The 14,730-nt window shown below is 69.2% G+C and carries 18 protein-coding genes and 1 riboswitch; of the genes, 7 read left to right on the forward strand and 11 right to left on the reverse strand.

Annotated features, from left to right (window positions below; genetic code table 11):
• The coding region (locus AC27KI_RS11270; protein WP_487113842.1) for an aldo/keto reductase at positions 1–612 on the forward strand (612 nt) is incomplete at its 5' end.
• 15 nt (positions 613–627) lie between these two features.
• On the opposite strand, the gene ribB is transcribed toward AC27KI_RS11270, so the two are convergent.
• From ribB to AC27KI_RS11290, 4 genes are all read right to left on the reverse strand, one after another.
• On the reverse strand, positions 628–1,302 hold the full coding sequence (ribB, locus tag AC27KI_RS11275) for a 3,4-dihydroxy-2-butanone-4-phosphate synthase (protein ID WP_487113862.1): 675 nt from the start codon (positions 1,300–1,302) through the stop codon (positions 628–630).
• A gap of 192 nt (positions 1,303–1,494) precedes the next feature.
• Positions 1,495–1,701, reverse strand: a riboswitch (FMN riboswitch).
• A gap of 3 nt (positions 1,702–1,704) precedes the next feature.
• A complete protein-coding gene (locus AC27KI_RS11280) occupies positions 1,705–2,523 on the reverse strand; it encodes an SIR2 family NAD-dependent protein deacylase (protein ID WP_487113844.1) in 819 nt (272 codons plus the stop codon).
• Between the two features lie 15 nt (positions 2,524–2,538).
• Positions 2,539–3,288: a 23S rRNA (guanosine(2251)-2'-O)-methyltransferase RlmB gene (rlmB, locus tag AC27KI_RS11285; protein ID WP_317354365.1), complete on the reverse strand. Its 750-nt coding sequence runs from the start codon at positions 3,286–3,288 to the stop codon at positions 2,539–2,541.
• A 114-nt stretch (positions 3,289–3,402) separates the two neighbouring features.
• Complete coding sequence (locus tag AC27KI_RS11290; RefSeq protein WP_487113846.1) at positions 3,403–4,098, reverse strand: ABC transporter ATP-binding protein; 696 nt, start codon at positions 4,096–4,098, stop codon at positions 3,403–3,405.
• 30 nt (positions 4,099–4,128) lie between these two features.
• Here AC27KI_RS11290 and AC27KI_RS11295 point away from each other — a divergent pair, with 30 nt between their 5' ends.
• Complete coding sequence (locus AC27KI_RS11295) at positions 4,129–4,773, forward strand: arylesterase (RefSeq protein ID WP_487113848.1); 645 nt, start codon at positions 4,129–4,131, stop codon at positions 4,771–4,773.
• An 84-nt stretch (positions 4,774–4,857) separates the two neighbouring features.
• Here the strand turns inward: AC27KI_RS11295 and AC27KI_RS11300 are convergent, their stop codons facing one another.
• The 3 genes from AC27KI_RS11300 to AC27KI_RS11310 form a co-directional block, all read right to left on the reverse strand.
• Complete coding sequence (locus tag AC27KI_RS11300) at positions 4,858–5,034, reverse strand: hypothetical protein (protein ID WP_487113850.1); 177 nt, start codon at positions 5,032–5,034, stop codon at positions 4,858–4,860.
• Between the two features lie 109 nt (positions 5,035–5,143).
• Positions 5,144–6,376, reverse strand: a complete 1,233-nt coding sequence (locus AC27KI_RS11305) for a PLP-dependent transferase (RefSeq protein ID WP_487113852.1) — start codon at positions 6,374–6,376, stop codon at positions 5,144–5,146.
• A 94-nt stretch (positions 6,377–6,470) separates the two neighbouring features.
• Positions 6,471–6,932 (reverse strand): BON domain-containing protein, encoded by a 462-nt coding sequence (locus AC27KI_RS11310; protein ID WP_284431196.1) that lies wholly within the window; start codon positions 6,930–6,932, stop codon positions 6,471–6,473.
• A 149-nt stretch (positions 6,933–7,081) separates the two neighbouring features.
• Here AC27KI_RS11310 and AC27KI_RS11315 point away from each other — a divergent pair, with 149 nt between their 5' ends.
• From AC27KI_RS11315 to AC27KI_RS11330, 4 genes are read left to right on the forward strand one after another with little or no spacing between them, the layout of a single operon-like run.
• Entirely contained in the window at positions 7,082–8,752 is a 1,671-nt protein-coding gene (locus AC27KI_RS11315; protein ID WP_284431197.1) for a SulP family inorganic anion transporter, read from the forward strand.
• 55 nt (positions 8,753–8,807) lie between these two features.
• Complete coding sequence (locus AC27KI_RS11320) at positions 8,808–9,590, forward strand: GGDEF domain-containing protein (RefSeq protein WP_372588176.1); 783 nt, start codon at positions 8,808–8,810, stop codon at positions 9,588–9,590.
• Positions 9,591–9,600: 10 nt separating this feature from the next.
• The gene (locus AC27KI_RS11325) at positions 9,601–10,452 is read left to right on the forward strand and encodes a MinD/ParA family protein (RefSeq protein WP_272569360.1); all 852 of its coding nucleotides are present in this window, start codon (positions 9,601–9,603) and stop codon (positions 10,450–10,452) included.
• Positions 10,453–10,495: 43 nt separating this feature from the next.
• Positions 10,496–11,278, forward strand: coding sequence for a sulfurtransferase (locus AC27KI_RS11330; RefSeq protein WP_487113854.1), 783 nt, complete (start codon positions 10,496–10,498; stop codon positions 11,276–11,278).
• 55 nt (positions 11,279–11,333) lie between these two features.
• Here the strand turns inward: AC27KI_RS11330 and AC27KI_RS11335 are convergent, their stop codons facing one another.
• The 4 genes from AC27KI_RS11335 to AC27KI_RS11350 all read right to left on the reverse strand — a co-directional run bounded on the left by AC27KI_RS11335 (position 11,334) and on the right by AC27KI_RS11350 (position 14,015).
• Positions 11,334–12,218, reverse strand: a complete 885-nt coding sequence (locus tag AC27KI_RS11335) for a pirin family protein (protein WP_284404432.1) — start codon at positions 12,216–12,218, stop codon at positions 11,334–11,336.
• The gene (locus tag AC27KI_RS11340) at positions 12,215–12,622 is read right to left on the reverse strand and encodes an OsmC family protein (protein ID WP_272569354.1); all 408 of its coding nucleotides are present in this window, start codon (positions 12,620–12,622) and stop codon (positions 12,215–12,217) included. Before AC27KI_RS11340 ends, AC27KI_RS11335 begins: the two co-directional genes overlap by 4 nt.
• A 52-nt stretch (positions 12,623–12,674) precedes the next feature.
• Positions 12,675–13,229: a flavodoxin family protein gene (locus AC27KI_RS11345; RefSeq protein WP_487113856.1), complete on the reverse strand. Its 555-nt coding sequence runs from the start codon at positions 13,227–13,229 to the stop codon at positions 12,675–12,677.
• Between the two features lie 84 nt (positions 13,230–13,313).
• Positions 13,314–14,015 (reverse strand): pirin family protein, encoded by a 702-nt coding sequence (locus AC27KI_RS11350; RefSeq protein ID WP_487113858.1) that lies wholly within the window; start codon positions 14,013–14,015, stop codon positions 13,314–13,316.
• 110 nt (positions 14,016–14,125) lie between these two features.
• Here AC27KI_RS11350 and AC27KI_RS11355 point away from each other — a divergent pair.
• A partial coding sequence (locus AC27KI_RS11355; protein ID WP_487113860.1) for a LysR family transcriptional regulator occupies positions 14,126–14,730 on the forward strand: 605 nt, incomplete at its 3' end.

A 14,730-nucleotide genomic window follows, 5' to 3' on the forward strand; every position in this document is an offset into this window, starting at 1 on the left:
ACCGACGTGATCGACCTCTACCAGTCTCACGATGACGATGCCGGTACCCCGCTGGAGGAAACCCTGGGCACCTACGCCGACCTGATCCGCGAAGGCAAGGTGCGCGCGATCGGCGCCTCCAACCATTCCGCGAAGCGCCTGGCCGAGGCCCTGGACACCAGCGAGCGCCTGGGCGTGCCGCGCTACGAAAGCCTGCAGCCGCTGTACAACCTGTACGACCGCGACGTGTTCGAGAAAGAGCTGCGCCCCCTGTGCCTGGAAAAGGGCGTGGGCGTGATCAACTTCTACGCGCTGGCCGCCGGCTTCCTGACCGGCAAGTACCGCAGCGCAGCGGACGTGGGCAAGAGCCCGCGCGGCGCCAAGGCGGTGCAGACCTACCTGAACGACCGGGGCCTGCGCATCCTGGCCGAACTCGACCAGGTGGCCGAGCGCTATGAGGTCACCCCCGGCCAGGTGGCGATCGCGTGGCAGATGGCGCAGCCCGGCATCACCGCGCCCATCGCCAGTGCATCGTCGCTGGAGCAACTGCAGGAACTGGTACAGGCCGCCAGTCTGAAGCTGGATGCGGATGCGCTCGAATCGCTGAGCCAGGCCAGCGCCGAAGCAACCTGAGGACCCTGAAGGCCATCAAGCGGGTTCGCCGACCGCCGCCTGGGCGGCGGGCACTCTGCCGCCGCCCTGCCCGCCTTTTTCCTCCAAGGCCTGCAATCCCTGCCGATGCGCCACCAGCGCCTGCACGGTCGTGCACAGCAGACCGTGGGCCTGGGCGAACCGCGCCACGTCCGCACCGCGGGCCATGCTGCCGTCCGGATTCATCAGCTCGCACAGCACCCCGGCGGGTGCGCGGCCGGCCAAGCGCGCCAGGTCCACGGCCGACTCGGTGTGGCCGGTGCGCTCCAGCACCCCGCCCGGGCGTGCCACCAGCGGAAAGACATGGCCGGGGCTGACGATCTGCGGGGCACCGCCGGGCGCCGGTACCTGCAGGGCGCAGCGGATCGTCTGCACCCGGTCGGCCGCCGACACGCCCGTGCTCACGCCATGGGCCGCCTCGATGGACTGGGTGAAGGCGGTGGCGAACGAGGACCGGTTGACCTCCACCATCGGCCGCAGGCCCAAGGCACCCGCATGCCCGGGCGTGAGGCACAGGCAGACGATGCCGCTGCCCTCGCGAATCATCAGGGCCATGGTGGCCTCGGTGAGGTTGTCGGCCGCGCAGACGAGGTCGGCCTCGTTCTCGCGGTCGGCATCGTCCATGACGAGCACGGGACGGCCCGCGGCAATGGCGGCGATGACCTCGGGCATGGGCGCCAGCTGCACGCCGTGATCGACGGCCACGGCCACAGGCGTGGAAGGGGAAGAGGAAGAAAAAACGGAAATGGCGGTGTTCATGAAACGCTCCTGGAAGGTGAGGAAACGCCTCAAGGCATGCAAGAAGCACCGGCGCACGCCCGAATGGCAGGCGCGCGCAGGCACCAGGGCGCGCATGGCTGCGCGCCCCATCTTCTTTCATCCGGACTGTGACCGTCGGCCCCAGACTGGACGGGCCAGGAACCGTGTTCCTTGGAGCCGCGTCGCACTGGGTCTGCTGACCTCCGCCCATCCCGAAGGACGCATGCGGAGCGCTCGCGGGCTCGCGGCGCGGGGAGACCTCCCGCACCGCCTACCGCCGGTGGGGAATTCCACCCCGCCCTGAAGACTGGGCGATTATCGCGGCGCTGCCGCCGGTGGCGTGTCGCCTGCGGGGCGATCCCGGCCCAGCAGCAGGGGCAAGACTTCGGCCGACGGACCGCGCAGCACCGCATGGGCCGTGCTGTCGAGTTCGCTCGGCGCCGGGTTGACGATGACCACGCGCGCCCCGATGCGCCGGGCCATGTGGGCGAGGCCGGCCGCGGGATACACGGCGCCGGCCGTGCCCACGACCAGCATCAGGTCGCAGGCGCTGACCGCCTCCTCCGCCTGACCGAGGATGTCGATCGGCAACGACTCGCCGAACCACACCACGGCCGGGCGCACGAGATTGCCGCAGGTGGCGCAGCGCGGTGGTGCGCCGGCCTCGGCGTGGGCCATGTCGCAGCAGCCGCGCGGATCGTCCAGCCAGCGGTTGCCGCGCAGCTCGCCATGCAGGCACAGCACGCCCTCGCTGCCGGCCATCTGGTGCAGGCCATCCACGTTCTGCGTGACCAGCGTGAGGCGGCCGGGATGGCGCCGGGCAAAGTCCGCCAGCGCCCGGTGGCCCGCATTGGGCTGCACGCCCTGCAGCAGCGCGCGGCGGTGCTCGTACCACGTCCAGACACCCGCGGGATCGGCGCGAAAGCCGGGCTCGCTGGCCATGTCTTCGGGGCGCACCTGCGCCCACAGACCGGTCTGCGCGTCGCGAAAGGTGGGCACGCCGGACTCGGCGCTCACGCCCGCGCCGGTCAGCACCACGATGCGCTGCGCGGCGTCGACCCAGGCGATGGCGGTATGCAGGTCGCCCGAGCCGCTCCAGGTGTCTTCTGGGTCAGGCTGCGGCAAGCGCGGCATGGCGAGAAGACCGGTTCAAGGCGTACGCTGGCGCAGCGCCTCGTACAGGCACACGCCGCTGGCCACCGACACGTTCAGGCTCTCCACCGCGCCTTTCATGGGGATGGAGACCAGCTCGTCGCAGGTCTTGCGCGTGAGCTGGCGCATGCCGTCGCCCTCCGCGCCCAGCACCAGGGCCACAGGGCCTTTCAGGTCCACCTGGTAGATGGTCTTGGGCGCATCGTCGCTGGTGCCGATGCACCAGATGTTGCGTTCCTTGAGCTCGTTCAGGGTGCGCGCGAGGTTGGTCACCATGAAGTACGGCACGGTCTCGGCGGCACCGCTGGCCACCTTGGCCACCGTGGCGTTCAGGCCCACCGCATGGTCCTTGGGCGCGATCACGGCCTGCGCGCCGGCGCCGTCGGCCACCCGCAGGCAGGCGCCCAGGTTGTGCGGATCGGTCACGCCGTCCAGCACCAGCAGCAGGGGCTGGGCGACGCCGGAGGCTTCCAGGTCTTCAAGCAGCTCGTCGAGCGAGGTGGCCAGGGCCACCGGCTCCACCCGCGCCGCCACACCCTGGTGGCCCTGGCTGCCTGCCAGCTTGGCGATGCGCGCGCTGTCGGCTTCGATGAGGCGCGCGCCGGCGGCGTTGGCGCGGTCGAGGAACTGGCGCATGCGGGCATCGCGCCGCGTGGCCTCGTAGTAGATCTCGATGATGGATTGCGGCGCAGTCTTCAGGCGCACGCCGACGGCGTGGAAGCCGAAGAGGACTTTGGGGCTGGACATGCGGGGATTATCCGCGCCACGGGCCGAGCGCCCAATTGCTATTTATTTGATAGCAATCAAGGCATGCAATATCCCGGCACAAGGCACAAACGGCCCAAAGCCCCCACGAAAGCCTCAGGCCTCGGACACGCGCCCCGCGTCGATGGTGATGCGCCGCTCGCACTGCGCGGCGATGCCCCGGTCGTGCGTGACGAGCACGAGCGTGGTGCCCTGCTCGCGGTTCAACTCGAACATCAGTTGCATGATGGTCTCACCCGTGGCGAAATCCAGGCTGCCGGTGGGCTCGTCGGCCAGCAGCACGGCCGGCTCGACCACGAAGGCCCGCGCCAGCGCCACGCGCTGCTGCTCGCCGCCCGACAGCACCTTGGGGTAGTGAGACAGGCGCTGGCCCAGCCCCACGCGCCCCAGCATGTCGGCTGCGAGCTTGCGTGCGTCGCGGCGGTCGGCCAGCTCCAGCGGCAGCATGACGTTCTCCAGCGCGGTCAGGTTGCCCATGAGCTGGAAGCTCTGGAACACGAAGCCCACCTTCTGCGCGCGCAGCGCGGCGCGGGCATCTTCGTCGATGGCGAACAGGTCCTGCCCATCCAGGCGCACGGTGCCGCGGGTGGGCGTATCGAGCCCCGCGATGATCGACAGCAGCGTGCTCTTGCCCGAGCCCGAGGCGCCCACGATGGCCGCGGTTTCCCTCGCAGCCAGCCGGAAATCGATATCCCGCAGAATGTCGAGGGTGCCGGTCGAGTCCGTCACCGACTTGTGCACGTGCTCCACGGCGATGATGGGGTGGGTGGGCAAGGAAGGAGTTTCCGACATGAAAGGTGCTTTGCTGTGAATCGAAATCTGTTGTACCGGCGTCACTTTATCGCGGCCCTGGCGGCCGGCGCGGCCGCAGGGCTTTGTGCCCCTGCTGCGCTGGCCGCTGCGGCGGCCAAGCCGGTCATCCTCGTGGTGGGCGATTCGCTGAGCGCCGAGTACGGACTGGCCCGCGGCACGGGCTGGGTGGCGCTGCTGGAAAAGAAGCTGGCCGAAGAGAAGATCGACGCCACGGTCGTGAACGCCAGCGTGAGCGGCGACACCACCTCAGGGGGCCGCTCCCGCCTGCCGGCCCTTTTGACCCAGCACCGACCCAGCCATGTCGTGATCGAACTGGGCGGCAACGACGCCCTGCGGGGGTTGCCGCTGCAGAACACCGCCGACAACCTGAAGGCCATGGCCCAGGCGGCCAAACAGTCGGGCGCCAAGGTCCTCATCGTGGGGATGCAGGTGCCGCCCAACTACGGCACCGATTACGCGAAACGTTTTGCCGGCACCTTCGCCAGCGTGGCCAAGGACACCCAGTCGGCGCTGGTGCCCTTCCTGCTCAAGGGCGTGGCCGATGCGGCCAACCCGACCGCCATGTTCCAGCCCGACCGCATCCACCCCAAGGCCGAGGCCCACCCGGCCATGTTGGCCAACGTGTGGCCCGAACTGCGCAAGCTGCTGCGCTGACGGGCGGCGCCCTGGCGGGCCCGGTCGCCGGGCGGAGCGCCTGGACCTGGGCCGGCGGTGCGGCTGCAGCGGGCCGTTAAGGGATCAGGCCGCAGGCGCGTTGCCGTCGGCGGGCGGTGCGCTCTGCTGGCCGTCGTCCTGCACGGGGCCTTCGCGCGGGTCGTCCTTGCGGTGGGACTTGGCTTGCGCCTTCTCTTCCTTTTTCTTCTTCTTGGCGAGCTCGCGCTGGCGCTTTTCGTATCCGTAGTTGGGTGTTGCCAAGGTAGTACCTTCCTGAATTGAAGCGGTCAATGTAACAGCATGCCCTCAAGGCCCCGGGTCTTCCGGCCGCTGCGCCACACCGGGCGCAGCCACCGGGCTCCCCAGGGCGTCAGGGTGCGGGAAAGGCATGCGCCAAGGCCTGCGCCAGATCGCGGCGGAGATCGGCTTCGGCCTCCAGCCCGATCGAAAAACGGACCACGGTGCCGGGCACGAGCTGCGGCGTCGGGCGGCTGCGCATGGTCGCCAGTTCGTACGGCACGACCAGGCTCATCGGTCCGCCCCAGCTGTAGCCCAGCTTGAAATATTGCAGCCGGTCGCAGAAAGCGTCCACCTGCGCCTGGGAATACCGCGCATCGATCACCACGCTGAACAGGCCCGCCGCGGCGCCGTCCCCGCCATCGGCCGCGCACAGCGCACGCCATTGGTCGTGCCCGGGCGATCCCGCCAGCGCGGGGTGCAGCACCTGGGCCACCGCGGGCTGCCCCGCCATCCAGCGCGCCAGCGAGCGCGCCGCCACGTCGTGGGCGCGGTAGCGCAGTCCGATGCTGGGCAGCGAGCGCAGCACGGATTCGACGTCGTTCGCGCCCACGCCCAGCCCCAGGCGCATGTGGCACAGCTTCATGCGCAGGTGCAGGGCCTGGTCCCGCGTGACGATGCTGCCCATGAGCACGTCACCGCCGCCGCTGGGGTATTTGGTGAGCGCATGCACCGACACATCCACGCCCCACTGGCCGTCGCCCCGCAGGTCGAACGGCGCGAACGCCAGACCCGCGCCCCAGGTGTTGTCCAGCGCGCAGACCACGCCGCGCTCGCGGCAGATGCGCACCTGCTCGATCAGGTCGGGGAACTCCAGGGTCACCGAGCCCGGCGCCTCCAGCCACACCAGCCGCGTCGCAGGCGTGATCCGGGCAGCGAGGTCGTCAGGGTCCATCGGGTCGTACAGCACGTGGCGGATGCCGTAGTGGGCCAGTTCCACCTCGGCCAGCGACTTGTTCGGGCCATAGGCGTTGTCGGGAATGAGCACCTCGTCGCCGGCGCGCAGCAGCGCCAGTGAGACATTGGCGATGGCGGCGAGGCCACTGGGCACCAGCAGGCACTGCTTGCCGCCCTCCAGTTCGCACAGTCGCTCTTCCAGCTGGTAGCTGGTGGGGGTGCCGTGCAGGCCGTAGGTGTAGCTGGTCTTGTCCTTCCACTCGCGGGCGCGCATGGCAGCCACATTGGGAAAAATGACCGTGGAGGCCTTGTAGACCGCAGGCTGTGGCGCGGCAAAGCCCGCAGGAGGAACGTAATCGTGGTGGACGATGCGGGTGGCGAAATCGGCGGGTGAAGTCATGGGCGCCATGGTAGCGCCCGGCGCACCCGCCGAGGGTGGGCTGGATGCGCGCGGTGGAATGGCCGTGGCACCCGTGCCGGATTGGCAGAAGCCGGGCCGGAGATCAGCCGGCGCTGGAGATGGTCAGCTGGTTCACCACCGAGTTCACGCCCTGCACGTTCTGGGCGATGTTCGTGGCGCGCTCGCTGGCCTGCTTGGATTTGACCGGACCGTTCAGCGTCACGATGCCGTTGCGGGTGTCCACGTCGATCTTGACGGCGCTCAGTTCCGCGTCCTGCGCCAGGCCGGCGGACACCTTGGCCGTGATGCCGGCATCGTCCATCACCGCGGCGGCGCGCTCGGCGGCCTGGCGGGTCGCATCGCCAGCCTCGTTGGCGGCGGCTTCCATCTTGCGCTGGGCGTCGGAGGCCACCTGGCCGCTCTTGGCGACGGCGGAGTCGATCTGCTGGCCCACCGTGCGGTCATCGGCCTTGTCGCAGGCGGCCAGTCCGAAAGCCAGCAGCGTGGCCGAAAGAATGCTCACCATCCGGTGGGAGGGGCTTTGGGGAGTGCGGGTTTCGTTCATGGGAGGCCTCCTTGCAGGAAATGGGGGAATCTGGTGGGCACTTTAGGTTGGCGGCGCCCTGCACCCGGTGGGAAGGCGCCGAAGCTCGCGTAGGACAAGGCAGTCGAGAGGCCGCTGGCGCCCCGCTCCCGCCGCGCGACAATCGCGGGATGCGTCTGCAGTCCCTTTCCCGATGGTTTCCTTTCCTGGCCTGGCCCCGTCCGGACCGCCACCTGATGCGAGGGGAGTTCTGGGCCGGGATGACGGTCGGCCTGATGCTGGTGCCCCAGGGGGTGGCCTACGCAGCGCTGGCGGGCATGCCGGTCATCACCGGCATCTACGCGTCGCTGGTGCCCGCGCTGATCGCGGTGCTGTGGAGCTCCTCCACCCGCCTGGGCGTGGGGCCCACCGCGCTCACCAGCCTGCTGATCGGCGCCTCGCTCACCGGGCTGGCGGAGCCCGGCAGTGCGCACTGGGTGGCGCTGGCCGCCTGGATGGCGCTGCTGTCGGGCCTGCTGCAGATGCTGCTGGGGGTGGCTCGGTTCGGCTGGCTGCTCAATCTGGTCACCTCGCCCGTGCTCAACGGCTTCACCCAGGCGGCGGCTCTGCTCATCCTGGCCTCCCAGTTGCCGGACCTGCTGGGGCTGCGCACCACCTGGAACGCGCTGGCCGTGTCGCCGTCGCTGCACCATTTCGACCTGACGGCCGCGGCTTTCGGTCTGGGCAGCCTGGGGCTGCTGGTGGCCGCGCGGCGCTGGCGCGCCACGTTTCCGGCGGCCATCGTGATCGTCGGGCTGGCGGCCCTGGTCAGCTGGGCCATCGGCTATGCCGACCACGACGGCGCCGTGGTCGGCCACCTGCCCGCCGGGCTGCCCCAGCCCTACTGGCCCGGCTGGCTGTCGTGGGACGAGTTCGGCGCGCTGGTGCTGCCGGTGCTGGTGGTCACGCTGGTGAGCTTTCTGGAGACCGCCTCCAGCGCCAAGGTCGAGCACCAGCAGGGTGGCACGCGCTGGAACGAAAACCAGGACCTGATCGCGCACGGCCTGGCCAAGATGAGCTCGGGGCTGTGCGGCAGCTTCGCCACGAGCGCGTCGTTCTCGCGCTCGGCGATCAACCTCTACGCGGGCGCCAAGAGCGGCTGGGCCACCCTTTTCGCCCTGGCGCTGGTGCTGGCGGTGCTGCTGTGGCTCACACCGGCGCTGTATCACGTGCCCCATTCGGTGCTGGCGGCGGTGGTGGTGACGGCGGTCACCAGCCTCATCAAGCCCGGCACGCTGCTGCGGCTGTGGCGGGTGTCGCGGGTGGAGACGGTCATCGGCGGCGTCACCTTCGCGCTGACCCTGGCGACGGCCCCCCGCATGTACTGGGGCGTGCTGGTCGGCCTGGTGCTGAACCTGGGGCACTTTCTCTACCAGCGCCTGCACCCGCGCATCATCGAGGTGTCCCCGCACCCGGACGGCAGCCTGCGCGACCGCCACCTGTGGCTTTTGCCCCCCATCGCGCCGGGGCTCTTCGCCCTGCGAATGGATGCCGAACTGGACTTCGCGTCCGCCGCAGCCCTGGAACGCCGCATCGCCGAGCACTGGGCTGCCCATCCGGAGATTCGGCACCTGTGCCTTTTTGCGCAACCCATCAACCGCATCGACGTGACCGGCGTGGAAACCTTCGCCCGCCTGCGCACGCTGGCCGCCTCCCGCGGGGGGCAACTGCACGTGAGCGGCATCAAGCTGCCCGTGGAGCAAGTGCTGCGCCGGGCGGGGCTTCTGGAGGCGGGACCGGGCCTCGCGCTCTACCGCACGGATGCGCAGGCACTGGCGGTGTTGCAACAATTAACGGAATGAGCCAGGATCGCAGAGGCCAGAAGCCACCCCCGCTGCTACACTCGGTACATACTGTTTGTTGCATTTTGTGACTGAATCTGCGACCCCTCAATTCGTGAACCTGCGCGACCTGCGCCTGACGACAGCGCATGCGTTGGTTGCACAGGCCGCGGGCTCGGAAGCTGCTTTGCCCTCCGACACGCCACTGCACTACCTGCAGGGCTTGATAGATGGCCTGTGCGAGCTGTCGCTCAAGGATCCCCTCACCGGGCTGGCCAACCGGCGCCACTTCCGCACCGTGCTGGAGCGCGAGATCGACCGCGTCACCCGCGCGGGCGAGGCGGCGCTGCTGCTCATGCTCGACATCGACAATTTCAAGCGGGTGAACGACACCTACGGCCATCTGGCCGGAGACATCGTCCTGCAGTCGGTGGCGCGCACCCTGAACGGCTGCGTGCGCCCCATGGACACCCTGGCCCGGTACGGCGGCGAAGAGTTCGCCGTGGTGCTGCCGGCCTGTCAGGCGGGCTTCGGCCGCGTGGTGGCGGAACGCATCCGCCGCGCGATCGAGCGCACGCCGGTGCGCATCTCGCCCTCCGTCGACCTCAACGTCACCGTCAGCATCGGCGGGGCTTTCGCCCTGCAGTGGATCCGCAGCACGACGCTCCTGTGGAGCGAACGTGCCGACAGCCAGCTCTATAAAGCCAAGATGGCCGGCCGCAACCGCGTCAGCATCGAAGAACAGCCGGACAGCACCGTCAGTGCCGAGGAGAAGAGCCTGCTCTTCGGCCCGCTATACACTCCGTCGGGATGGGGCGATCTGCCACCGCCCATGGATTCCACAGGCAGCGCCTATTGAAAGCCCAGAGATGACCGACGCGCTGTCCCCGCAACCCACCACACCCGCCGGCCCCAACATGCCTGCGCGCACCGCTAGCCCGCCGCCTGGCGCCCGCATCATCGCCATCACGAGCGGCAAGGGCGGCGTGGGCAAGACTTTCGTTTCCGCCAACCTGGCGGCCGCCCTCACCCGCCGTGGCCACCGCGTGCTCGTGCTCGATGCCGACCTGGGCCTGGCCAACCTCGACGTGGTGCTGAACCTGCACCCCAAGGTGACGCTGCACGACGTGTTCACCGGCAAGGCCGACCTGGACGATGCCGTGATCGACGCGCCCGGCGGCTTTTCGGTCGTGCTGGCCGGCTCCGGCATGGTCGAGTACTCGCGCCTCACCCCCGAAGTGCGCAGCGAATTTTTGAACGTGATCCAGACCCTGGCACCGCGCTTCGACGTGATCCTGCTGGACACCGGCGCCGGCATCTCCGACGTGGTGCTGTTCTCGGTGTCGCTCGCGTCCGAGGTGCTGATCGTCGCCACGCCCGAGCCCACGTCCCTCACCGACGCCTACGCCGCGATCAAGGTGCTGGCCACGCAGCAAAAGCGCCAGCACGTGCGCATGGTGGTCAACCAAGCGGCTCGCCCCGGCGACGGCCGCGCCATCACGAGCCAATTGCAGCAGGTGCTGGACCGCTTCGTGAGCACCGAATCGGGCCGCTCCATGCGCTTGCTGCACATGGGCGACATCCCGGCCGACACGTCGGTGCGCGATGCCGTCATGCGGCGCCAGCTGCTGCTGATGCAGATGCCCGGCTGCCCCGCGGCGCTGGCCATTGCGCAGCTGGCCAACAAGATCGACACCGCGCTGCTCACCCCCGCCAGTTAGCCGAACGCCGGGGCCACGCCGTTGGCCGTCCGGCCCGCCTGCCATGCCCGAGTCCACCGTGAACGACGTTCTCAATATCTCCTGCTACCTGTTCGTGCCCTTGCCGGACGCGGCCGAGCTGCGCGACGTGCTGCATGCGCGGGCCGAGGCGGCCCACCTCAAGGGCACCATCCTGCTGGCCGAGGAAGGCATCAACCTGTTCCTGGCCGGGCCGGCGACGGCAGTGCGCGGCTTCATAGCCGCCCTGAAGGCGGACGCGCGCTTCGAACCCCTGGCCCCCAAGGAAAGCTGGTCGGCCAAGCAGCCGTTTCGCAAGATGCTGGTGAAGGTCAAGCGGGAGATCATCCGCATGGACCACCCCACCATCCGGCCGTCGAACGGCCGGGCGCCCGCGGTGGACGCACCCACCCTGCGCCGCTGGCTGGCGCAGGGGCACGACGACGCGGGCCGGCCGGTGGTGACGCTGGACACGCGCAATGCCTTCGAGGTGGACCAGGGCACGTTCGACAACGCCATCGACTGGCGCATCGACAAGTTCACCGAGTTTCCGCCGGCGCTGCGCGAGCACAAGGCCGAGTTCGCGGGCAAGACGGTGGTGAGCTTCTGCACGGGCGGCATCCGCTGCGAAAAGGCCGCCATCCTGATGCGCGAGGAAGGCATCGAGAACGTCTACCAGCTCGAAGGCGGCATCCTCAAGTACTTCGAGGAAACCGACGGGGCGCACTACCACGGCGGCTGCTTCGTGTTCGACGAGCGCCGGGTGCTGGCGAACGACCTGTCGACGCAGCCGGAATCAGCCACAGAGCCGAACGCTATCAAAATGTGAGCTGCCGGGGCATGATTTTCTAGGGCATCGGGCTGTTTTGGCCCGATTTTTCAGTTCAAGGCTTGAAGCGCCGCTCCGGCAGCGGAATCCATTCGGTCTCGCCGGGCACGTGGCCCATGCGCTGGGCGTCCCAGTCGTCGGCGGCCTGCACGATGCGGTCCTTGCGGCTCGACACGAAATTCCACCAGATGTGGCGCGGGGCATCCAGTGCGTCGCCGCCGATCACCATCAGCCGCACCGCCCGGTCCGGCGCGCGCAGCGCGGCGCCGGCGCCCGTCTCCAGCACGGCCAGCGTGTGGGCCGCGAACGGCTCGCCGTCGAGCAGCAGGTCGCCGTCCACCGCATAGATCGCCATTTCCTGCGCCAGGGGCGGCAGGGTCAGCGCACCGCCGGCGGCCAATTGCACGTCGAGGTACAGCGTGGGCGACAGCGTCGCCACGGGCGAGGCGTGGCCGAACGCCCGGCCGATCAGCACGCGCACCGTGGCGCCCTCGTGCGACAGCTCGGGAATGTCGGCGGCCGGCGTGTGCACGAAGCTGGGTGCGTCGTCCTCGCTGGCCATTGGCAGCGCCGCCCACAGCTGGATGCCATGGTTCACGTAGCTGCGGTCGCGCAGCGCATCGGGCCGCCGCTCGGAATGCACGATGCCGCGCCCCGCGGTCATCCAGTTGATGGCACCGGGTTCGATCTGCTGCAGCGAGCCCAGGCTGTCCCGGTGCACGATGGCACCGTCGAACAGGTAGGTGACGGTGGCCAGGCCGATGTGCGGGTGGGGCCGCACGTCGTATTCGGACGCCGGCTCCACGGTCACCGGCCCGAAATGGTCGAAGAAGACGAAGGGCCCGACGGAGCGCCGCTGCAGCGATGGCAGGAGCCGGCGCACGGTGAATCCGCCGCCCAGGTCCTTGTCGTGCCCCTTCAGGATGGCCGGCCCGCTCATGGCATGCGCTCCACGGCGGTGGTGATCTCGGTGGTGACGCTGGTCATCAGCTTGTGCACCGGGCACTTGGCGGCCACGGCTTCCAGCTCCGCGATCTGGGCGTCGGTGAGATCGCCGCTCACCTGCAGGCGGGCGGCCAGGCGGTAGGTGCCGCTGCGCTCGGCCGACGCGTCGCGGTCGATCACCGTGCGCACGTCGTCCACCGCCATGCCCTTTCGGCGCGCGTACCACAGCACGGTGAGCGCCTTGCACGCGCCGAGCGCGGCGTCGTACAGGTCGTGCGGATTGGGGCCGGTGTCATCGCCGTCCTCGGCCACGGTGCCGTCCACGACAAGGCGATGCCCGCGAACCGTCAGGGTCTGCGCCAGCGGTGCGCCGGCAATGCGCCGCAATTCGAGGGTCATGGAAAGGCTCCGGTGAGGGGAGGGATCGAGAGGGGATGGGCCGGCCAATCTATCAGCCGTGCAGGCGGCGCGCAATCTCCGCCACGCGTGCGCCGTACGACCGGCCCGTGTCCAGGTCGCCCTGGATCATCTCCTGCACGCTGGCGTCGGAGGGCGACTGGGCCAGCACGCCGACCGAGCCGCCCAGGTTGTTCAGGTCGTTGCGGGTGGCGGCCTTGGAGTTGCTGGGCAGCAGGCCCAGGCTCACCCAGATGCCGCCGTGCTGCGACGCCAGGGTGTGCAGGTAGGCCAGCGTGCCCTGCTTGTCGCCGTTCAGGCTGGCGCTGTTGGTGAAGCCGCCGAACACCTTGTCCTGCCAGCTGCGGCCGAACCAGGCCTTGGAGGAGGCATCGGCGAATTTCTTGAACTGCCAGCTCGGGCCGCCCATGTACGTGGGCGTGCCGAACAGGATGCCATCGGCCGCCTGCAGGGTATCCCAGCCGCCCTCGGGCAGGTTGCCATCGGCATCGATGGCGACGAGCTGCGCGTTCGCGCCTTCGGCCACGGCCTGGGCCAGGCGCTGGGTGTGGCCATAGCCGGAATGAAAGACCACTGCGATTTTTGCCATGATGAAGAACTCCTCGAACGGGTGGTTGGATAAAGAAAAAAGAGAGGGGACAGGGAGAAAAAGAAAACGAAAGTCGGCCGATTCTCAGGCCGCCAGGTCGAACACCAACACTTCCGCCTGCGTGCCCTGCCCGAACGCCAGCAGGGGCTCTTGCTCGGCAAAGGCCGCGTCGCCGGCCGCCAGGTCAAGCCCGTTGACCTGCAGCGCCCCGCGCACCAGTTGCACGTAGCCCTTGCGGCCGGGTGGCAGCGCCAGCGTGGCGGCCTCCGACCCATCGAACAGGCCGGAGTACAGGCGGGCATCCGCGTGGACGGTGAGCGAGCCGCACGCGCCATCGGGCGAGGCCAGCAGCCGGAGCACGCCGCGCTTGTCCGCATCGGCGAAGGTCTTTTGCTCGTATTCGGGGGCGATGCCGCGGGCATCGGGCTCCAGCCAGATCTGCAGGAAATGGGTGGAGCGCCCGGGGGCATGGTTGAACTCGCTGTGCGTCACGCCGGTGCCGGCGCTCATGCGCTGCACGTCGCCCTGGGGAATGCCCCGCACGTTGCCCAGGCTGTCCTTGTGCGCCAGTTCGCCGCACAGCACGTAGCTCAGGATTTCCATGTCGCGGTGGCCGTGGGTGCCGAAGCCGGTGCCCGGCGCGATGCGGTCTTCGTTGACGACGCGCAGGCTGCCATAGCCCATGTAGCGGGGGTCGTAGTAGCCGGCGAACGAAAAGCTGTGGTACGACTGCAGCCAGCCATGGTCGGCATGGCCCCGGTCTTGGGATTTTCGGACGGTCAGCATGGGCAGCGGGTGTTCATTCGGTGCAGCGACTTTAGGAGCAGGGTGCGGCTTGCAAGCCCAAGCGGATTGAAGGCATCATTCAAAATCTTTGAAGCCCAGCCGCACCCAACATGCAAAACGCCCGCGATGCCCTGACCCCCGACAGCCTCGCGATGCTGCAGGTCATTGCCGACACCGGCAGCTTCGCCGCGGCGGCGCGTCGGCTGGGGCTGGTGCCCAGCGCCCTCACCTACCGCGTGCGCCAGATCGAGGACGCCCTCGACGTGCTGCTGTTCGACCGCAGCGCGCGGCAGGCGCGCCCGACAGAGGCCGGTACCGAACTGCTGCGCGAAGGCGCTCGGCTGCTCGAAGAAGTCGACGCGGTGGCGCACCGCGTTCGCCGCGTCGCCACGGGGTGGGAGCCGCAGCTGACCATCAGCGTGGACGGCATCATCTCGCCCACCACCCTGCTGGAACTGACCGAGGCGTTCTACGCCATGGAGCCGCCCACTCGGCTCAAGCTGCGCACCGGCATCCTGTCGGGCACGCTGGAGATGCTGACCTCGGGCCGGGCCGACCTGGCCATCGGCGTGGCGGTCAACGCCTCCACCGTCTCCGGCCTGCAGCAGGAGACGATGGGAGAGGTGGAGTTTCTCTACGCCATCGCGCCCCACCACCCACTGGCCGCTGCGCAGGAGCCCATCAGCGACACCGTGCTGCGCATGCACCGTGCCGT

The sequence above is a fragment of the Acidovorax sp. KPB24-03 genome (assembly GCF_057546605.1).